18 protein-coding genes are annotated in these 19,434 nt (G+C 42.8%); 7 read left to right on the top strand and 11 right to left on the bottom strand.

From position 1 onward, the window contains the following. Positions 1 to 235: 235 nt before the first annotated feature. The 7 genes from M1K58_RS04280 to M1K58_RS04250 form a co-directional block, all read right to left on the bottom strand. The gene (locus M1K58_RS04280; RefSeq protein ID WP_256757425.1) at positions 236 to 1,753 is read right to left on the bottom strand and encodes a methyl-accepting chemotaxis protein; all 1,518 of its coding nucleotides are present in this window, start codon (positions 1,751 to 1,753) and stop codon (positions 236 to 238) included. Between the two features lie 301 nt (positions 1,754 to 2,054). Beyond that, complete coding sequence (locus tag M1K58_RS04275) at positions 2,055 to 3,089, bottom strand: FecCD family ABC transporter permease (RefSeq protein ID WP_256757424.1); 1,035 nt, start codon at positions 3,087 to 3,089, stop codon at positions 2,055 to 2,057. Positions 3,090 to 3,091: 2 nt separating this feature from the next. Next, positions 3,092 to 4,147 (bottom strand): FecCD family ABC transporter permease, encoded by a 1,056-nt coding sequence (locus M1K58_RS04270; protein WP_256757423.1) that lies wholly within the window; start codon positions 4,145 to 4,147, stop codon positions 3,092 to 3,094. Between the two features lie 27 nt (positions 4,148 to 4,174). Then, on the bottom strand, positions 4,175 to 5,221 hold the full coding sequence (locus tag M1K58_RS04265; RefSeq protein ID WP_256758235.1) for an NAD(P)/FAD-dependent oxidoreductase: 1,047 nt from the start codon (positions 5,219 to 5,221) through the stop codon (positions 4,175 to 4,177). Between the two features lie 35 nt (positions 5,222 to 5,256). Beyond that, positions 5,257 to 6,972 (bottom strand): ABC transporter ATP-binding protein, encoded by a 1,716-nt coding sequence (locus M1K58_RS04260; RefSeq protein ID WP_256757422.1) that lies wholly within the window; start codon positions 6,970 to 6,972, stop codon positions 5,257 to 5,259. 106 nt (positions 6,973 to 7,078) lie between these two features. After that, positions 7,079 to 9,085, bottom strand: a complete 2,007-nt coding sequence (locus M1K58_RS04255) for an AraC family transcriptional regulator (RefSeq protein ID WP_256757421.1) — start codon at positions 9,083 to 9,085, stop codon at positions 7,079 to 7,081. Positions 9,086 to 9,189: 104 nt separating this feature from the next. Continuing rightward, positions 9,190 to 9,531: a TroA family protein gene (locus M1K58_RS04250; protein WP_256757420.1), complete on the bottom strand. Its 342-nt coding sequence runs from the start codon at positions 9,529 to 9,531 to the stop codon at positions 9,190 to 9,192. 305 nt (positions 9,532 to 9,836) lie between these two features. Between M1K58_RS04250 and M1K58_RS04245 the strand changes: the two genes are divergently transcribed. Beyond that, positions 9,837 to 10,148, top strand: a complete 312-nt coding sequence (locus M1K58_RS04245; protein ID WP_256757419.1) for an antibiotic biosynthesis monooxygenase family protein — start codon at positions 9,837 to 9,839, stop codon at positions 10,146 to 10,148. Then, positions 10,145 to 11,410: a serine hydrolase domain-containing protein gene (locus M1K58_RS04240; protein ID WP_256757418.1), complete on the top strand. Its 1,266-nt coding sequence runs from the start codon at positions 10,145 to 10,147 to the stop codon at positions 11,408 to 11,410. The genes M1K58_RS04245 and M1K58_RS04240 overlap by 4 nt, the downstream gene beginning before the upstream one ends. An 18-nt stretch (positions 11,411 to 11,428) precedes the next feature. Here M1K58_RS04240 and M1K58_RS04235 read toward each other — a convergent pair whose 3' ends face one another. From M1K58_RS04235 to M1K58_RS04225, 3 genes are all read right to left on the bottom strand, one after another. Further along, positions 11,429 to 12,598, bottom strand: a complete 1,170-nt coding sequence (locus M1K58_RS04235) for an oxalate decarboxylase family bicupin (protein WP_256758234.1) — start codon at positions 12,596 to 12,598, stop codon at positions 11,429 to 11,431. A gap of 273 nt (positions 12,599 to 12,871) precedes the next feature. Continuing rightward, positions 12,872 to 13,537: a GNAT family N-acetyltransferase gene (locus M1K58_RS04230; protein ID WP_256757417.1), complete on the bottom strand. Its 666-nt coding sequence runs from the start codon at positions 13,535 to 13,537 to the stop codon at positions 12,872 to 12,874. Positions 13,538 to 13,568: 31 nt separating this feature from the next. Continuing rightward, a complete protein-coding gene (locus M1K58_RS04225) occupies positions 13,569 to 13,949 on the bottom strand; it encodes a winged helix-turn-helix transcriptional regulator (protein ID WP_256757416.1) in 381 nt (126 codons plus the stop codon). A 176-nt stretch (positions 13,950 to 14,125) separates the two neighbouring features. Between M1K58_RS04225 and M1K58_RS04220 the strand changes: the two genes are divergently transcribed. Both M1K58_RS04220 and M1K58_RS04215 read left to right on the top strand, forming a co-directional pair. Next, the gene (locus M1K58_RS04220) at positions 14,126 to 14,734 is read left to right on the top strand and encodes a nitroreductase family protein (protein ID WP_256757415.1); all 609 of its coding nucleotides are present in this window, start codon (positions 14,126 to 14,128) and stop codon (positions 14,732 to 14,734) included. A 142-nt stretch (positions 14,735 to 14,876) separates the two neighbouring features. Beyond that, positions 14,877 to 15,701, top strand: coding sequence for an SPL family radical SAM protein (locus M1K58_RS04215; protein ID WP_256757414.1), 825 nt, complete (start codon positions 14,877 to 14,879; stop codon positions 15,699 to 15,701). A 37-nt stretch (positions 15,702 to 15,738) separates the two neighbouring features. Here M1K58_RS04215 and M1K58_RS04210 read toward each other — a convergent pair whose 3' ends face one another. Next, positions 15,739 to 16,881 (bottom strand): outer membrane protein assembly factor BamD, encoded by a 1,143-nt coding sequence (locus M1K58_RS04210; protein WP_256757412.1) that lies wholly within the window; start codon positions 16,879 to 16,881, stop codon positions 15,739 to 15,741. Positions 16,882 to 17,127: 246 nt separating this feature from the next. Here M1K58_RS04210 and M1K58_RS04205 point away from each other — a divergent pair, with 246 nt between their 5' ends. From M1K58_RS04205 to M1K58_RS04195, 3 genes are all read left to right on the top strand, one after another. Further along, positions 17,128 to 17,565: a GAF domain-containing protein gene (locus tag M1K58_RS04205; protein ID WP_256757411.1), complete on the top strand. Its 438-nt coding sequence runs from the start codon at positions 17,128 to 17,130 to the stop codon at positions 17,563 to 17,565. Between the two features lie 82 nt (positions 17,566 to 17,647). Further along, complete coding sequence (locus M1K58_RS04200) at positions 17,648 to 18,301, top strand: response regulator transcription factor (protein ID WP_256757410.1); 654 nt, start codon at positions 17,648 to 17,650, stop codon at positions 18,299 to 18,301. Continuing rightward, positions 18,294 to 19,397: a PAS domain-containing sensor histidine kinase gene (locus M1K58_RS04195; protein ID WP_306220142.1), complete on the top strand. Its 1,104-nt coding sequence runs from the start codon at positions 18,294 to 18,296 to the stop codon at positions 19,395 to 19,397. The genes M1K58_RS04200 and M1K58_RS04195 overlap by 8 nt, the downstream gene beginning before the upstream one ends. The last annotated feature ends 37 nt before the right edge of the window (positions 19,398 to 19,434 follow it).

The following is a 19,434-nucleotide window of genomic DNA, read 5'->3' as shown; positions in this document are numbered from 1 at the left end:
AATTGGAACTTTTTCTTTAAACGGGCAGCTTGTCTTGGATGTCTTCTCACCTAATGATGTAACACTTTCTTTAACTGTCCCAACGATACTAGGTGGTGATAGTATTTTCCAATATCGTTACGCTTGAAATTGTTGAAGACGAAGATTGACACTGCTAAATACACCATGCAAAAAGAGCCTTAGCAGCAGCTAAAGCTCTTTTTGCCCTGATACAACCTATAATCTAAACTCTCAATCAAACAGAAAACCGTTGCTGCATCGATTCACTAAGCTTACCCAACTGACCAATTTCCGTATCGACTTGCTTAGCGGATTCGATCTGATTATCACATATCGCCGTAAGCTGCTCCATGGATGCCATACCCTCTTCAATAACTACGGAGATCCGAGTCATGTCCTCAGTCACCCCCATCGAATCCTGCCGAAACGTCATCATCATCTGATTCATCGATATTATGAATTCTAGTAAATGATGCATCGTTTGTTGTACTTGCTCGAATTGGGCAGCGAACTCTCCCACATGGGACACTGCTTGCTGAATCACAGCTTGTCCACTTTCAACGCCAGCAAAGGTCACATCACTTTCCGCTCGGATCTCAGCCATAACCTCTTGAATCTCCTCAGCAGCGAGCCTGCTTTGATTCGCCAGCTTCTGTATTTCACTCGCAACAACGGCGAATCCCCTACCATGTTCCCCTGCTCTTGCGGCTTCAATAGAAGCATTTAATGCAAGTAGATTCGTTTGGTTAGCTACCTGACGTACCGTGCTGACCATGCTCTCAGCGCGAGTCGAAGAATGCTTCAGTGATATCATCGTTTCTGCTACAGCATTAACCGATTCTGAAATATGAATCATATGCTCACTTAATAACTTGATCTTCTGATGACTCGCTTCGACTGACTGCCCCGTTGTTTCAGCATTTTTTTTCATTTCCTCAGATGAGATTAGCGCCGTTTGAATCGAATGATTAATATGACTTAGCTTCATTTCCATCTGTTCAATGGACAGTGCTTGATCTCCGAGCCCAATTGCCACCTCTGAAAATGCCGTACTCATTTCTTGATTACTCCGGACATTTGATTCTGATTTCCCGGACACAATACTGGAGGTGGAACCGATTTGAGCGGACAGAGAACGAACATGCTCTAGCAATTCCAATACTTTATCATCCTTGCTTCTTTTCTCCGCTTCCAATTGACTCGTAATTTTGTGTTTGGAATTGATTTGTAATACCGTAGCACTCGAAGTTAATATAAGAAAACCAGCATGAATAGCTACCATGAGGAATGAATATGTATCCACCCCGAATATAAGTTCAGGAACGAACAAATATCCGGCAATATGTTGAATGGCAAACAAGCCCGTCATCATATATATTAATTTAGTATTGTCATAGTATGCTGAAGCTGCAATGACCATAAAGATAGAGAAATGAAACTCAACACCACCTCCGCTACCACTTATAATGGCAATACTAGATAAAGTTAATGTTAAAGTGTTTATCCAAGGTAACCAACGATGCTCCTTATTTCTCTTAAACCAATAGATGTTAAGCCCCAGGCCTACAATTGGTAATATGAAAAGGAAATTTCCAGCCCATTGGATATGACTGCTCATCTCAGACACTTCACCGTGCATCCCCATATCATGACCGAACGGATCAAACCATCGGGTAAGTGTAAAAATGACGACATTAAGCAGCACTGCTGCCGTGGATATCCATAACATAAGGCCATTTTTCTGAACTTGCATAATTAATAATTCATCCTCTCTCACGATTATAAAAATTAAACTATTACTCGCATACTTCTATATTAAAGCTTTTTCTATATTAAAGCTTCCTACATACGATTATAAAATATAAAGTTGAAACATTTTTGAAACTAAAGTTTATTTATCATGCACAATCTTCAAGTAATTATAATTTGAATCCCAAATATTTTGAATAAACAAAGAAACCACTCCTTCTTTTAATGGCAGCTCGACACTACCATTTTACAAAGGATGGTTTCTTTTTGTTAATTGCAATTAAACATAATAGATAGAAAAAGGTTCATGCCCTTGATTTGGCTAGCAAGAATAGGAAATAAGGCGCTCCAATCACAGCCACTACGATGCCTGTAGGTATCTCTGAGGGCTGCAAAACCCAACGACCGAGTGTATCGGCTATAACGACTAGAAGCGATCCAACTAAAGCTGTGGTCGGCAGTAGAATTTGATGCTTAGAACCCACTAGACGACGCGCAAGATGAGGGCCGATTAAGCCGACAAATCCGATACCGCCGCTCACCGCTACGCAAGAGCCAGCAAGACCAACCGCAGCAGCTAACAGCAACAACCGTTCTTTCTCAACAGAGGTCCCCAAGCCGGTCGCGATATGCTCTCCCAAGTTCATTACATTTATTACGCGTGCCTTGTAGTATACAAAAGGAAGTAGAACAACAATCCACGGCAATAGTGCTAGTACAAACTTCCAATTGGTACCCCAGATGCTTCCCGCCATCCAAGTCGCGACAAATTGATATTTTTCCGGGCTGAGCCTAAGAGTCAATACAATAGTCGCCGCGCTGATTCCAGCAGCCACCGCTATTCCGGTCAGCAGCAATCGGGTTGGAGATATACCTTCATGTCGCTTGTAGGACAAGGAATAAATAAGTGCAGCAGTCAATCCTGCTCCAATTAAAGCTAGCACGGGAAGAAGAAATACCGGGGCAGCTGCTGTTGTCGGATAAAAAGAAATAAACAGCATCACCGTCAAACCCGCTCCCGCATTAATACCCAATATGCCTGGGTCGGCTAATGCGTTACGGGAAATCCCCTGCAAGATACAGCCCGAAACTGCGAGCCCTGCACCGATTAATACAGATATCACAATTCGTGGCAATCGGAAGTCGAATAGGATTAGCGATTGCTTCTTTGTTCCCATTCCAAATAGAGTTTTCATCAAATCCATTGGTGGCAGCCGAATATAGCCAGTATTCATACTGATTATAAAAACAATAACAATCAAAAGTCCCAGTACGGATAATACCATAACGTTCTTATTCCTTTTACGGAGATCATCAAGAGAGAGTGTTCGGATTTCCATATTTATAACTCCCTCCTTTCTTTACGTGCCAAGTAAAGGAAGAACGGAACACCGATGAGAGCGATGAGTGCTCCCATCGGTGTCTCATAGGGAGGGTTAACCATTCTTGCTGCTAAGTCAGCAATGACAACTAACAGACTGCCAAGTACCGCCGAGCACGGAATGATCCAGCGGTAATCGACGCCGACCAAATATCGAGTCAGGTGTGGAATAATTAATCCAACAAAAGCGACTGCTCCAACAACGGAAACCGCTGCTCCAGCTAGAATTAATACAATGACAACTCCCGCTAGCTTTACTAAGGCAGTACGTTGACCAAGTCCTTTGGCTACATCTTCTCCAAGACTAAGCATCGTAATGGATCTCGACAGCGCAATCGCACCGATGATCGCTGCAGCAATCCATGGAAACATAATTTTTAGCTGGATCCATTTCGTTCCTGCTACACCACCGGCATACCAGAAAGCCAGGTCCTGACCGATGTGGAAATAGAGTGCAACCCCTTCGCTAAGAGCGGATAGTAGCGCACTTAAAGCCGCACCAGCTAATATTAACCGTAATGGCGTCAATCCCCCTTTTGCCAAGGAGCCAATACCGTATACAAGCCCAGCCCCAACTGCTGCACCTAAGAAGGAATACATGATGAGATACATGAATGGCAGTCCAGGTAGAAATGCGAAACAAATCGCCAGCATAAATCCGGCTCCAGCATTTAGCCCGAGCAGCCCGGAATCGGCTAGCGGATTGCGTGTCATGCCCTGCATGATCGCTCCAGCAACGGCGAAGCACGCCCCGACCATCGCTCCGCCAAGCACACGCGGTAAGCGGAGTTCCTGAATAATCTGGTGCTGAGTAACATCAGGATTAAAGCTAAAAACGGCTTCCCATACGACAGAAAATTTAATATCCGCCGCCCCAAATGAAACAGACAAGGCTATTCCAAATACCAATGCGACTAACCCACCGGTTAGGATCAGAGTGGCGACCCATGGTCGGGAACGGAATTTGACTGCTTTTACTGAGGTTTCTTGAGGAATGGAACTAGCATGTTGATTCATATGTGCCACCTTCATTAACTACATGAATTATTGTGCTTGATTATCCTCTATGCCGAACTGCTTGTTCTTTTCTTTAAACCGTTGATTATGAGAGGAAACGTATGCCATAGTTGGCGCTTCCGGATCCAAGTAGAGCTTAGCGCTATTGAGCGCCAGCACACCGTCCGTAAACGTTCCAGCAATGAGTCCAACTTTACTGCCATAAGATACGAAATCTCCTGCACCGAATATACCGGGAATGTTGGTCGCCATCTTCTCACCTACAGTCGCATTCCACTCGCCTAAGTTGAGATCCCAATTACGAATCGGACCAAAATCACTCCTCATCCCGTGATTTACGATGACAGCATCGACCTCCAAAAATTCCTGCTCCTTGGTTTCCATATGCTCAATAGTCACTAGATCAATATCTTTCCCATTCTTACTATGGAGTGCTTGCACCGCATAGGGTGTACGTACGTCAACCGACGATTGCTTCATCCGGGACACGTTTCGCTCATGGCCCCCAAAGCTATCTCTTCTATGTACAACCGTTACACTTTCAGCAATGGCTTCCAACTCATTCGCCCAGTCCACCGCAGAATCACCACCGCCTGAAATCAATACCCTCTTGCCACGAAATACTTCCAGTTCCTGCACCGTATAATACAAATTCGTCACTTCGTAGCTGTCTGCCCCTTCGATCTCAAGCTTCGCCATCTTGCGAATGCCATAACCGATCGTCAAGATGACTGTTCTAGTATGGTGCCGTTCACCACTTAACGTAGACAGAATAAAGGTATCATCAGGCTGTCGCTCAAAGTCTGTGATCTGCTGGCCTAGTACAATCGTCGGTTCGAAGGTCCCTGCTTGTTCGATCAATTGAGCTATTAATTTCTCACAGCGGATCGGCGTCACTCCCCCGACATCCCATATGATCTTCTCAGGATAGGTGAGCAACCTCCCCCCTAATTGATCCTGTGCCTCTATCAGCTTTGTCTTCAACTCGCGCATTCCACTGTAAAAAGTCGTATATAGCCCTGCAGGGCCTCCACCAATAATCGTGACGTCATAAAGCTCCAGTTGTTCGTTCATCATGTACCTCCACATTCTTTTTCTATTTTTAACGATTAGTTGCCAAACTGGGCCCTGTGCAAACGGCTATATATCCCCTCAGCTGCAATCAATTCCTCATGCTTGCCTTGCTCAGATATCCCTTGATCAGCAACGACAATAATTCGATCTGCATTCTTAATGGTTGCCAATCGATGTGCGATCACAAGGGTTGTACGTCCTTGTGAAAGCTCTGACAGAGCTAGTTGGATGGCAGCTTCCGTTTCAGTATCCAAAGCCGATGTGGCTTCATCCAGAATGAGAATAGGCGGATTTTTCAAGAACATTCGTGCTATGGAGAGCCGCTGCTTCTGACCACCAGATAGCTTCACGCCTCTTTCACCAATAAACGTACCAAGCCCATCCGGTTGTGACTTAATCAGTTCCTCTAGTTGCGCACGTCGCGCAGCCTGCCATATTTCGGAGTCAGACGCATCTAGCTTGCCATAGGCGATGTTCTCCCTAATGGTGCCGTCAAACAGAAATACATCCTGCTGCACGATGCCAATATGCGAACGCAGAGATTCTAAGGTTAATCTTCGAATATCTATGCCATCTATTGAAATCGAACCATCGTCGACATCGTAAAATCTCGGCAATAATGAGCACAACGTCGTCTTGCCTGCACCGGAAGGACCGACGAGAGCGACAGTTTCACCAGCCCGAATGGATAGGCTTACTTCATTTAGTACCTTCTCTTTATTCTCATAACCGAAGGTTACCCCAGTAAATTTAATATCTCCTTGTACTTGCTTTATCGAGAGAGCATTCGGTGCGTCCTCAACATCCGGCACCGTTTCTAACAGCTCCAGGTACCTTCTAAATCCTGCGATCCCTTTCGGGTAGGTTTCAATCACGGAATTAATTTGCTGAATGGGACCCAGAAACACATTGGACAGCATGACAAAGGCGATAAACTCCCCATATGACATTTGACCCTGGATAACAAACCACGTCCCGCATACAAGCACAAACAAGGAAACACATTTCATCAGAATAAAACTGAGCGACGAGTTCCATGCCATGATCCGATAAGTGATCAACTTGGTCATTCGAAAGCGGTTGTTATTGTCAGCAAACCGGGAAATTTCATACTTTTCATTGGAGAACGCTTGAACGACGCGGATTCCACTGACATTGTTTTCAACTCGCGCATTATAGTCTGCAATATCCGCGAACATACGTTTGAAGGCTGCCGACATCTTACGGCTGAAATAAAGTGACAAATAAATCATCAGCGGGACGATGATAAAGGTCATCACTGCTAGCTGCCAATTAATGCTGAGCATGATACCAAATGCTCCTGCGAGTGTCATCACCGCAATAAACAAATCCTCTGGTCCATGATGGGCAATTTCTCCAATATCCATCAAATCGTTTGTCATCCGGGACACAAGATGACCCGTCTTATTGTTATCGAAAAAACGAAAGGATAGCTTTTGCACACGGTCAAACAGCTTCTTACGCATATCCGACTCAATGCTAATGCCCAGCTTATGCCCCCAATAGGTCACCACAAAATGAAGAGCAGCGCTGATAATATAAATACCAAGCAGGCCGAGGCATGAATATAAAATCCACTTCCAGTTACCACTTGGAAGTAAGTCGTCCACCACTTTATTCACGGCTAGAGGAAATGCCAGTTCCAACAAAGCAGCCAATATCGCGCAGGAAAAATCCAGAATAAACAAATTTTTATAAGGACGATAATAAACAAAAAAACGACGAAGCATGGATATCCTCCTTACCTGAAATTATGTTAAAATCCGCAGGAAAACTTCTCCTGCGGTTTTATCAATTATTTCGCCTTTCCAACTGTAGCAACACGAATAAAAACCTTTACTGCTGTCCTGTAAGCCAAGCAGCAATTTCCTCGGTCTGCGATAGAACGGCAATCGGATCATAGTACCATGAGCGTTCCTCTTTCCATACGTACACGTGATTGTTTTTAACTGCATCAAGCGTAGACCAGATCGGGTCAGCTTTAACATCTTCCAAAGTGCGCACGTTAGACGTCAGGATGATATAGTCGCCCGCATATTTTGACAGCACTTCATTAGACAGCTCAGCCCACTGCTTTTCTAGAATCTCAGCTGCGATAGGAGCAGGCGGTTTAAAACCAAGCGCTTGGTAGACGGCCTGACCCCCCCGACCAAAATTGTCTCCATAAACATAGGTAACTTTGTCCGCCATCTCAAAGATAGTAAATGTCGCATCGGGTGGGATTACCTTTTCTACACTTTCTCGTGCAACTGCAATCCGACGATCATAATCGGCAAGCCAAGCCTCCGCTTCCTTTTCTTTGCCGAAGAGCTTACCAAAGAAGGTCAACTCCTCATGCGCATTCTTCAATTCCCCATAAGGAATCGAAATAGTTGGGGCAATCTTGGATAATTGCTGATATCTTCCTTCATCTTCTGATGCTCCGGTCACAATTAAATCGGGCTGTAAATCGATTACCTTTTCCAAAGAGCCATTCACATCACCAACATCCTCAACTTCCTTGAGAGCTTCAGCTAAATAAGGATTTTTTCGGTGTAGTCCGGGTGTTCCAATCGGAGTGATACCAAGCGCAATGATACTGCCTAAATATTGATCGGCTACAATGCGTTGAGGATTTTTCGGGATTGTGACATCACCGTTGATCGTCGATATGACTTTGGTTTGCAGGTCTGCAGTGGTCTGTCCAGAATTCGATTGGGCTGAGCTTTGCGATACCGATATCGAGCTTGAAGGTGACGGAGTCCCCTCGGTTGCAGTTCTTGTGGTCGAAGTGCCTCCGGAACAAGCGCTGAGCAACAGCGCAAAGCTAAGCAACAATGTTGCTGCAGCGGTCGATTTGGAATGTGTGTACATCTGTGATTCTCCTCTATTTTTATATTGATAATGATTATCACTATCAATATAACGTCGAATCCTCTTCGAAACAATGGAGGATCGAATGAATTTAGAGGGATTATCTTCTGCTTCAAGCTGCACCCATTCCTTGGCTCTAAACCGATCAGGTGAAACGCCCTTAATCTTTTTGAACAGTCTTCCAAAATAATAAGGATCGTTATACCCCACGCTGGCGGCAATTTCTCGAATATTAGCGTTCGTTTCCGACAGAAGGCTGGCCGCCTTATCGATCCGTATCCGAATGAGATAATCGATTGGACTGTATCCGGTACACTTCTTAAACAATGCCGACAAATGTGGAATACTGTAATTCAGACTTTCCGCTAGCGATTCTAAATTTACTGATTTCGCATAATGCTCCTCTATGTACGAGATCGCTTGAGCAGCAAGATCCGGTTCTTTCATATCAATTCCTTGCCTATGAAGTTGCTGCAAAATACTGTAAACAAATTGATAAAACAACGATTTAACCTGAAATCGCTCTAGAGACCCAGACAGTCTCCATTCCTGATCCATTAATTTGACTTTATGAAAAAGTGAGATGGGATCGTTCGGCAACAAATTATATTGCATTTGAAACGGATTACTTCGCTCCATTAGTCTAATGATTTCCTGGCGACTCGGAAGCGGAATGGATGCTTTATAGAAGATCATATAATATTCGAATAACTCTTCTGTTGGAAAAATGTCCAACTGCGCTCCTTTGCCGCTATGTATCACTTGAAATCGGTCTAAGATAATCTCCATGCCGTCCAGCAATACTTGGGCGCCTCCGCGTGTCGCCAGAAGAAACATACTGGTCGGCAATCTGTATGAATACAAGGCATCGCCTGTTCTCATCATCGTATGGCGTATATCCAGCACCTTAATGGAAGCTTGACTCCATAGTAATATATGGTCATCTACAATGATCGTATCTTCCTCCCCTCTCCCTACTTCAATAACCATTATAATTGATAATGATTATCAATATCAATAATTAAATGGGAGAGTTAAGAAAAATTTCAAAATACGATGTCAAAACGTTAAGTAACCGATCATAGCGCTTGTTTCTACTTCTGATTTTCCAGTAAAACATTAACGATAGTATCTAATTGAAGCTCAAGTGAATAGGGATCCTCCATTACAAATTCGTCGCCGAATTCACCATAATAATAAACATTACCCTTCTTAACCGATGAAGCTCCCTTCCATATCGCGCTGTTATAAATCTGCTCGGCATCTTCTTTAGAATTCACATATACGAATGTATGATCACCCAGATACTCAGCTAATACCTCAAGTGAAATATTCTCAAATCCTTCTGCCATGTTTAATGCCTTCTCTGTTGGCTTTAATCCTAGCATTTGATAGATCGTCGCACTGCCATAATTTCCGCCTTTTGCGGCTAACACATATAATGCTTTCGACCCTATTTGTACTACGGAAACCGTTTCTCCTTCCTAACAACTCACTCCTTCTAAACAATTCAAAACTTAAACGCTATGTAGATATTACATTCTTAACAGTCCAATTAATGATACTGATTATCATTATCATATTAATGCACCTGTCTCATTTTGTGAATAGTCGATTGAATGTTTTAGCCATTTCAGGCTGATTGTTGCGAAAGAATATCAAATAATGCCACTAGCAATAACTATACAATAGTATAATCTAGGTAATATGTTTACTTAATGATTTAAAGGAGCTGACTGAAATGGTTCACGAACCTATAGGATCATATTATGCTGTCATATTTTCAAGTCAACGAACTGAAGGAGATAATGGCTATGGTGTCATGGCTGATAAAATGGAGCAGCTTGCATCCCGGCAGCCCGGTTTCATTGGGGTGGAAAGTGTCAGAGATGCTTCCGGATCTGGCATAACCATTTCCTATTGGGAGAGTCTTGAGGCGATTAGTAATTGGAAGCAAAATCAAGCTCACCTCGTTGCGCAAGAAAAAGGTAAACAAGACTGGTACCAGAACTATAAAGTGAAAATATGTAAAGTCGAAAGGTCTTATCCATGAATGATCTCACTCTAAGTTTGGATAAATACTTAACCAAATATGAAAACAATTGGCCACTAAGTGGCGCAATATTAGTAGCTCGAAATGGAGAAGTCATTTTAAGAAAAGCATTCGGTTATGCAAGTATTGAGCACCAAATAACAAATTCAATTGATACTAAGTTTAGAATTTGGTCCTTAACGAAGTCATTTACCGCGTTGGCCATTATGATGCTCTATGAACAAAACCTTCTTCGTTTCGAAGATCGTATTGGGACTTACCTGCCCGAGCTTAAACATTTCGAACATATTTCGATCACACACTTACTCAATCACACTTCTGGGCTTATCAATTACACCAGCACCCCTGACTACAATAAAACATTAAACAAGTTGAAGCTCACTCATCAAAAAGTACTTAACCTGTTCATGGATAAACCACTATCTAGTAAGCCAGGGACTTCTTTTGCATACAACAATTCAGGTTATTATTTGCTTGGTATGATTATTGAGAATATTACGGGGTTACCATTTGCGAATTATATAACGAATAACATATTAAAACCTCTCGGAATGGTAAATACCGGTATCGACGATAACAAAAGAGTAGTACCAAAGATGGCAGCTTCTTACCACTCCAGTTGGGAAGAGTTCGTTCAATGTGAGTACATGGATATGAGCTCCATCTTTGCAGCGGGCGCAATGTATTCAACAATCGATGATTTGTATAAATGGGATCAAGCTTTATATTCAGATACACTCGTTTCAACAAGCACAATGGAAATGGCTTTTACGTCAAATGACTTCAATTACGGTTTTGGTTGGTTTCTTGATCAACGATATAATCGCAGAAGAATTTATCATGGGGGAGCTTACCGTGGTTTCCGTAGCGAAATGCACCGATATCCAGATGAACACACGACCATAATTATGTTAACAAATTATGATTTTGTGCCTGTGACAAAGCTTACTGAAGCATTGTCCGGATTATTGTTTGGAGAAAATATCATTGTTCCCACTCGTCCGCCATCCTGCGCTCTCCAAGAAAGCACATATGCAAGTTACATGGGAACGTATGAAGGCTATGGCTGTAAAGCCATAGTTAGTCGAAATGAAGATCAATTGTATTTTATTTGGAACGATGAAGCAGTCATTCCCTTCTACCCCATTTCGGAGACGAAATTCCATCATATCTGGCAGGATTGGGAATGTGATTTCACATTAGAACATAACGGTGAACTTTCATTCCTTGGAATGCAAAAAACAAAGGAGCCATCGATGTAGATGGCTCCTTTCCCCTATTTATGTATCATTTTCATTCACATGACTATATTTAACGACCGGCCATTTCTCTTTACGCAGCGCGTCTAACAATTCCGGTCCAACATGCAAATTATCTCGAACCAGATCACGTGGAGTGAGTGCCATCCATTGGTTCAAGGACACATCGACAAACCGGTTGCTCTTGAACATTTCCAGAAACCACAAGGTTTGATTGCCTGTATTCTGAATATAATGACCATAAGCAAACGGGACATAACCGACATCACCGGCTCTGTAATCAAATGTGCGTGCTGTGCCGTTACCAGCAAAAACCGTCATACGTCCTTGTCCTGTAAGATAGTATTGCCACTCGTCATTATTAGGATGCCAATGTAGCTCTCTCATTGCACCGGGTTCAATCTCAACTAATGCAGCTGCAATGGTTTGGGAAATAGGAAAGTTCGTTGAATCTACGATTCGCACGCTTCCACCAGGCGTTCTAATCGGTACTTGCCCTAGGAGTTGATGCTTAAAGGTTTGGGGAATCGTACCATAAGGGGATTGAACCTTCTGACTTGCTATCGGGCCAGGCACCTTGTCCTGAAAAATATAAAGCTGATCTTTTGGTATACTGTCAAAAGCACTCTCAGGAACGCCAAAATTAGCGGATAGAACGTCTTTGGGTGTATGCGCAAACCAATCTGAAATTGATAATGTATTCAAGTCTGAAAAATGTCCATCATCGAATACAAGCAGGAATTCGCAGCCCTCTTCCAACCCTTGAATCGAATGTGGGAGTCCCGGTGGGAAGTACCAGAGATCTCCGGGACCAACATCAGCAATGAAATTTCGCCCCTCTTGGTCAACCGAGGTAATACGTGCCTGACCCAGTAGCATATAAGCCCATTCTGCTTGTTGATGCCAGTGGAGCTCACGAACACCCCCCGGAGTTAAGCGCATATTTACTCCCGCAAGACTGGTCGCAATTGGAAGCTCTCTAACTGTGATTTCTCTAGACCAGCCACCTTGATTTAATTGCATATGTGTATCCGAGAATGAAAATTTCAAATTTGGGATCAAGCCAGAGTCCGTAATTGGCGGAACTAGCAGGTTAGGGTTTTCTTTATCTCGCATGACGTCACGAGGTCCAAAATCCGTCGCTCCTGCTCCATCTACACTTCTAATGGGTTGCGGTATGTCTTCATTCATTGCTTGCGTCCTAATCTTATTTTCCAAGAGATATACTCCTCTCCTTTGGATGATTACAAGGACAATTTTATAACCTCATTGAAGCAAATTTATGTTATAAACTCCGTTCGTATGACTATTGGTCTCAGTACATAGAAACCGCCAGGGATATTTTTGTTAGTTGCTACAGTTAACATAGTAGCCATTAGTTAAACTTGTGTCAGACTTATGACAAGGAGCATAAAAAAAGACGCTAGGCGGTAAGCCCAACGTCTTCGAAATACGATTAAAATTTTATATTTCCGGTTTGTACACCATACAATACTGTTCGAGCGAGCTGTTTGTCAGCGGTATGATCTTCTCCGTGCGGTACTCATAATGTTCATAGATTGGTAAATTGCTCAACGTCTGTGTCTCTAATGTACATACGATATTTTTAGTGCGACATTCCGCAAGCAGTGGCTTGATTACCTTAGACACGTAACCCTGTCCGCGAAACTGCTCCTGTACAACTAGCATATCTAAATGCATATATTCACGATCTCCAAGCATGGACAGCCACGATGAGCTCATGCTATGAAGAATGGATATCCCTCGAATAAATCCCCGTACTCCAATGATTGTGCAGATTGGCGATGATTTGATAATCGCTAGTACAACACGAGTCATATACTTGATCTTCGAGCGTAATGTCCCCGCTTCTCGTTCCGAATGGAACACCAGTGCCACCGCTTCATGGCGATCTGACGTCGTCAATAAATCTGAATACGGATACATCATTTCAATATAACGATGGAAAAAAATATTCAGCACGCGCAGTCTTGTCTTCTCATCGGGCAAAATATGAGCATACAACGGGTCGTCCTTCGCGAATACTTGAGCTAGAACGCTCGCAGCTTTCGGAATGTCTTGTCGGTCAATTTTCACAATTGTGTTACAAATAGTTCCACCCCGTATCATGAATTCCTTTTCGCTCACCTCGTAATATCAACTACGCATCTCCAATTGGAATCGAATCTTCCAGCCCCTTCTCATCCATATGTTCTAGATGTGCTACTCCCCACTTGTGCATCTCATGAAGTAAAGGCATTAGCGTTTTCCCATAATCAGTTATGGAGTATTCCACTTTTGGCGGGATTTGAGCATAGATGACACGCTGAATTAAATCCTGTTCCTCCAGATCACGAAGCTGTGAGGTTAGCATCCTCTGCGTGATGTTGGGTATAAGTTTCCTTAATTCGCTGAATCGTTTGGTGCCCCCTGTCATGAGCTGCAACAATAGGATTGGCTTCCATTTGCCAACAATTGCATCAAGCGCCACAACAACCTTGCATTGACTTGGATTAAGCTCGTCATTTGGACTCATTGTCATACACTTCTTTCCTTACAGTATACTTTTTGATACTATAGCACATTAATGTTCCTACTTACAAATTGTAAGTAGTTGTTGCATAATCGTTTAAGACGGGCTTTGTTATTATACGTTGCCCTCAGGGAAAACTACTTGATGCAACAGAAGTTTTCACCAAGAAGATCGATCATAAGGAGATGGACAACGTGAGTAACGAATTTTTGGATGCAGTGAAGAAACGCCGCAGTATATATGCAATTAGTAAAGAAGAAATTCTGTCCGATGAGAAACTTGAGGCTTTGATCGGTGAAGCTGTACTACACACACCGTCATCCTTCAACTCCCAAAGCGCACGAGTGATCTTGCTCTTGAACGAACAACACAACAAGCTATGGGATCTTACTCAAGAGACGCTTAAAAAAATTGTCCCTGCGGACAGCTTTGAACCTACAGCTCAGAAAATGGCAGCATTCCGCAGTGGCTATGGCACAGTGTTATTTTTCGAGGATCAATCCGTCGTTCAAGGACTTCAAGAGCAATTCCCTCTATATCAAGAAAACTTCCCATTGTGGTCCCTTCATTCTACTGGGATGCTGCAGCACGTAATATGGACAGCACTAGCAACCGAAGGCTACGGGGCATCCTTGCAGCATTATAATCCGCTTATTGATGAGCAGGTCGCTAAAGAATGGAATGCACCATTCAGTTGGAAATTGATCGCGCAAATGCCATTTGGTAAAGCTACAATGCCTGCAGGCGAAAAAACATTCCAACCGCTAGATGATCGTTTGAAAGTGTTTAAATAATAGCCATTTTAAATGAAGAGATCAATGCTCCTTTTAGAATAGGGGCATTGATCTTTTTTTGTCGTTATCTTGCGATTACATTCAAGAAAACGTACAAACATTCACGACTGGGGTTATACTGTTCAAGGGGGTGTGATCTACGATGTCAAGAAAAATAGAGTACCTCTACAAAACTCCGAAAACGCTCTTAAATAAAGGTACAGGTTTCCTCTCAGGCTATAGTCATTCGTTAAATCCTTATACGGGATGCACTTTTGGCTGTTCGTATTGCTATGTACGGCGTATGCCTGTCTCAACATTCCGTAACGCAGAATGGGGTTCTTGGGTTGACATTAAGAAAGAGGCATCGGATATTTTCCGCAAGGAGCTTCTTCGTGCCAAGACCAAAGGTCCCGTAACCATCTTCATGTCATCGAGTACTGATCCTTATCAACCCATTGAATATAAAGAGCAAATAACCCGTTCATTACTGGAAGTCATGGCTCAACACCCTCCCGATTTCTTGCTTGTCCAAACCCGAAGCCCGCTTGTTCGTAGAGATATTGATTTATTCGTACACTTAAAGGATAAAGTGCGTGTCAGTATGACGATAGAGACAGACCTTGAAGAGATCCGCAAGCATTTTGCTCCCGACGCTCCCCCCATAGCCTCAAGATTAAAGACACTTCAATTATTGGCTGAAGCAGGCGTGCCTACACAGGTTGCGATTGCTCCAATGCTGCCAAGCAGTGAGGGGTTTGCGGAAATACTGCATCCACTCGTCAATCGAGTGTGTGTGGATGATTATTTCATGGGAGACGGCAGCGGAGGCAAAAGAACGCGTAGTTTAGGCATCCAGAATTTGTATACAAAGTTAGGCTTAGAGGAATGGTATCACCCGTCTGCCTATCGTCTAGTCTATGAGCGATTGAAACAGGTTTTTTCCGAAGATCAGCTTTATGTGAGCCAAGAAGGCTTTGAGCCTTAATTTATACGTCTTATTTGAGGTGAAAATATGTTGACTTCTATTTGTTTGGCGAAGCAATCAAGATCAAATGTTCATCTTGAAAATAATATTGGTACTTCACACTTCCACGAATGACTTTCGCCTCTGATTTATCTTCACTTTGGATCGCCTCATACAAGCCTAGATCCGTAAGTACTTCACTGATTTGATCAGAAGGGAGCTCTGGATTTGCGGCTCCAACCATCGAAGCCTTAGCTAAGAAAAATTCACTATTATCCTCAGCACTCTTATAGCTTATTGGATTTCCGATGACTACTTCTTTAATGAGATCATTCGTCGTATTCAAAGTTCCAATAATCGATAGTGAATCAGTTAGCAGAAGGACAAAAGACTTTTGTGAGTTTCCTAGTTGATCAGATAGTGAAACATCGCTTATTCTTGATTCCATTCCACCGATGTCCGCGTATTGATTAAAGGCTTCAGTGAATTGCTCTATTGTCAGCCCCAGTGAATCTTTAGGAATGAGTTCCGAAGGAGTATCCGCGTGTTCCAATGTTGATTCCGCTAATGCGGCTTGCTTTTTCATTTGTTCTGTAATTTTGGGCCACGAATCACTCGTATTTAGTGACCAATTCGCTTCAGGATTTCTATAGGTTTGATTAATATCCACCTTAATTTCATCCTCTGAAATCCACTTCACTGCTCCATTTCCCTTGTTGCCCCATCCATCATCCTCATATTCAAAATGATAGGCTCCATTAGAGAACACGGCTTCTACTTCAATGGAAGCATATCTGCTCGCAGGAGGATCTTGTGTAAATATCATTTCAATATTTACCGAGTCCGCATCTTTATTCTGAATGTTAATATAATAATAGCCCTTATTGGAGCTCGGAACCTGTCCCCATTCTCCAAGCAGCTTATTGGATAACTCGGTAGCCTCAGCTGTGTTAACGGTAGTAGCCTTCTTGTTCTCTTTCGCATGGCTATCAATCGCTTTATTTAATAAGTCATTCGCCTCGCTTGTTGGATTTATTTTCTTCGCCTCACCGAATAAGGAAATTGCGAGTTCAAAATCATTATTGATGTACGCGTCTTTCCCCTTCTCAATATAGTCAGTATACTGTGAATCCCCTTTATCACCCGTTGCACAGCCAATAAGCATTAAACACATCAAAACCACAGTTGTCAAAATCCGCATTTTGTAAGTACTCCTCTTAGCAAATATTAGAAAATGAATTCCCACGAATTATAACATTATCCTATAGCCTCAACATCATCAAACAATAAAAAAAGAATAACTATTCCCGGTTCATCAATGTCACATAGGGAATTCCCTGATCCTCAATTTAGGGGGGTTCCCTGAATTACAAATTCGCACAAAACCACTACAATAGTAATGTGGCAGGTTTATCATTCAGAGAACATAGGGAAGGGGAATATCCAGATGTCATTGATACATCGCAATATTACACAAGTACTGGAAAATTTCCGCCTACTATCCTGTAGTGATTTTTCCGCCCTCGCGATTACTCGATCTACTGAACACTGCTATCGCTGGACTTATGCAGTTGGCTGTCGAAGCGAGAAATATAGGCAGATGACTTTGAAGCCAGGTTCGGGTCCTGCAGGATTAGCTTTAAGGATTGGAAAAGTAATCAATTGGGATGATCGCTCGCCGCCTATTACTGGATTCCGTAAAGAATGTCCGTTAATGATGGCTGAGCAACTTCGTTGTGCCGCTGCCTTCCCTCTCACAATGGGTGAACAAATACAGGCTATTTTACTTGTTGCACGTCGATCACCACTCCCCTATGAATCTAGTGATATCCACGCTATACAAGATGAACTAGACTCTATATCGCTTACAAATGAATTCGAATAAGTGAATCCTATGACAGTGATTGTCGGGATTCTTTTTTATTTGGTATGATAGGATAGATGATGTAAATGAAAGGGGCATACCCATGGTCAAGATATTATTGGTAGACGATCACGCAGTCGTCCGATCGGGGCTTAAATTGCTTCTTGATGGCAAGAACGACATGTCTGTAATCGGTGAAGCCGCTGATGGAGACGAAGCGATTCAGACTGCAATGGAATTGCGGCCAGATGTTGTATTAATGGACTTAAATATGCCACATGGCAAAGATGGTCTAACCGCAACAACGGAGCTTAAGAAGCTTCTTCCGGATGTTGCTGTTCTCGTATTAACGATGCACGATGATGATGAGTATTTATTTCGCGCCATTCATGCCGGTGCTTCAGGTTATATATTAAAAAGCGCTCCCCATGAAGAATTGGTAACCGCGATTCAATCTGTAGCAACTGGCAACGCCTACCTCTACCCTATTGCAACGAAAAGACTTATGACAGAATATATAGAGAAAATTAAAAAAGGTGAGACTCCAAGCACTTACGAAACGCTTTCCGACCGAGAGAAGGAAGTATTGGCTCTTATCGCCAAAGGGTATAGCAACAAGGAAATTTCCGAGCAACTGATACTTAGCGTTAAAACTGTCGAGTCACACAAAAGCAATCTGATGGGCAAGCTTGGTCTCAAAACAAGACCCGATCTAGTCAAATACGCCTTAAAGAAAGGATTGTTGAGCTTTGAATAACGAAACCGATAAGGCGTATCCTGAAGGCATTGGCCACAATATTACCCGTCTACAGGAACAAATCGATGAGCATATCATCGACTCGGTATTTCGCGACGAATTAAAGCAGTCTTTAAGAGAGCTCACAGACGTTAAATTTGCCTTAGATGAATCTTCAATTGTGGCTGTAACCGATCACCGTGGGCGCATTCAATATGTGAACGACAAATTTTGCCAAATATCTCAATATGATCGGAATGAATTAATAGGACGGGATCACCGTATCATTAATTCTGGTTACCATAGCAAGGAGTTTATGGAGAAGCTTTGGGACACCATTTCCTCTGGTAGTGTTTGGCATGGTGAAATCAAAAACAAGGCAAGGGATGGTTCATTCTATTGGGTGAATACGACCATCGTGCCTTTTCTTGATGAGTTCAAACGTCCCTATCAATATTTAGCCATCCGAAATGAGGTTACCCAGCTTAAGAAGGTTGAAGTCGAGTTACAGCAGATGATGACGAATGTCATGAACATTCAAGAGGAAGAGCGCAGAAGATTCTCGCGAGAGCTTCATGATGGTATCGGCCAGAGCTTATTTTCTTTATTAATCCAAATGGATCGAGTAATCAGTGATACGAAGCTTAAGGAGCTTGAAACGATTCGAAGCAATGTTGCTTTAATTATCGAAGAAGTACGTGGTATGGCTTGGGAGCTTCGTCCCTCTGTTCTGGACGACTTAGGTGTTGTTCCAGCTATCCGCTCTTATATCGAGAATTATGCCGAACATTACGGCATTCAAGTTTATTTCGATTGTAACTTACGCAAGCGACTAGATTCGACGAAGGAAACGACAATATACCGTATCATTCAAGAAGCGCTTACGAATATTGGGAAATATGCAGATGTGGCTGAGGCGCGAGTTACCTTACACGAATTCGATACTCACGTAAAAGCAAGCATTGAAGACGATGGTAAAGGGTTTACTCGTGTTGCAGATTTACGTGGCGTTGGCTTGTTTAGCATGGAGGAACGGGCCCGCAGTGTTGGGGGTCAATTCACCATTATTTCCGAGCCCGGCCAAGGAACCAAGATTAATTTAATCGTCCCCAAGTAGCTTGGTGGATTAGCGGACACTTCCGACATTAAACCCA

The organism is Cohnella sp. WQ 127256 (assembly GCF_024519285.1).
In the GTDB taxonomy this organism is placed as follows: Bacteria; Bacillota; Bacilli; order Paenibacillales; family Paenibacillaceae; genus Cohnella.
The sequence above is the reverse complement of the archived record's forward strand: the minus strand, read 5'-3'. Positions and strand labels throughout refer to the sequence as shown.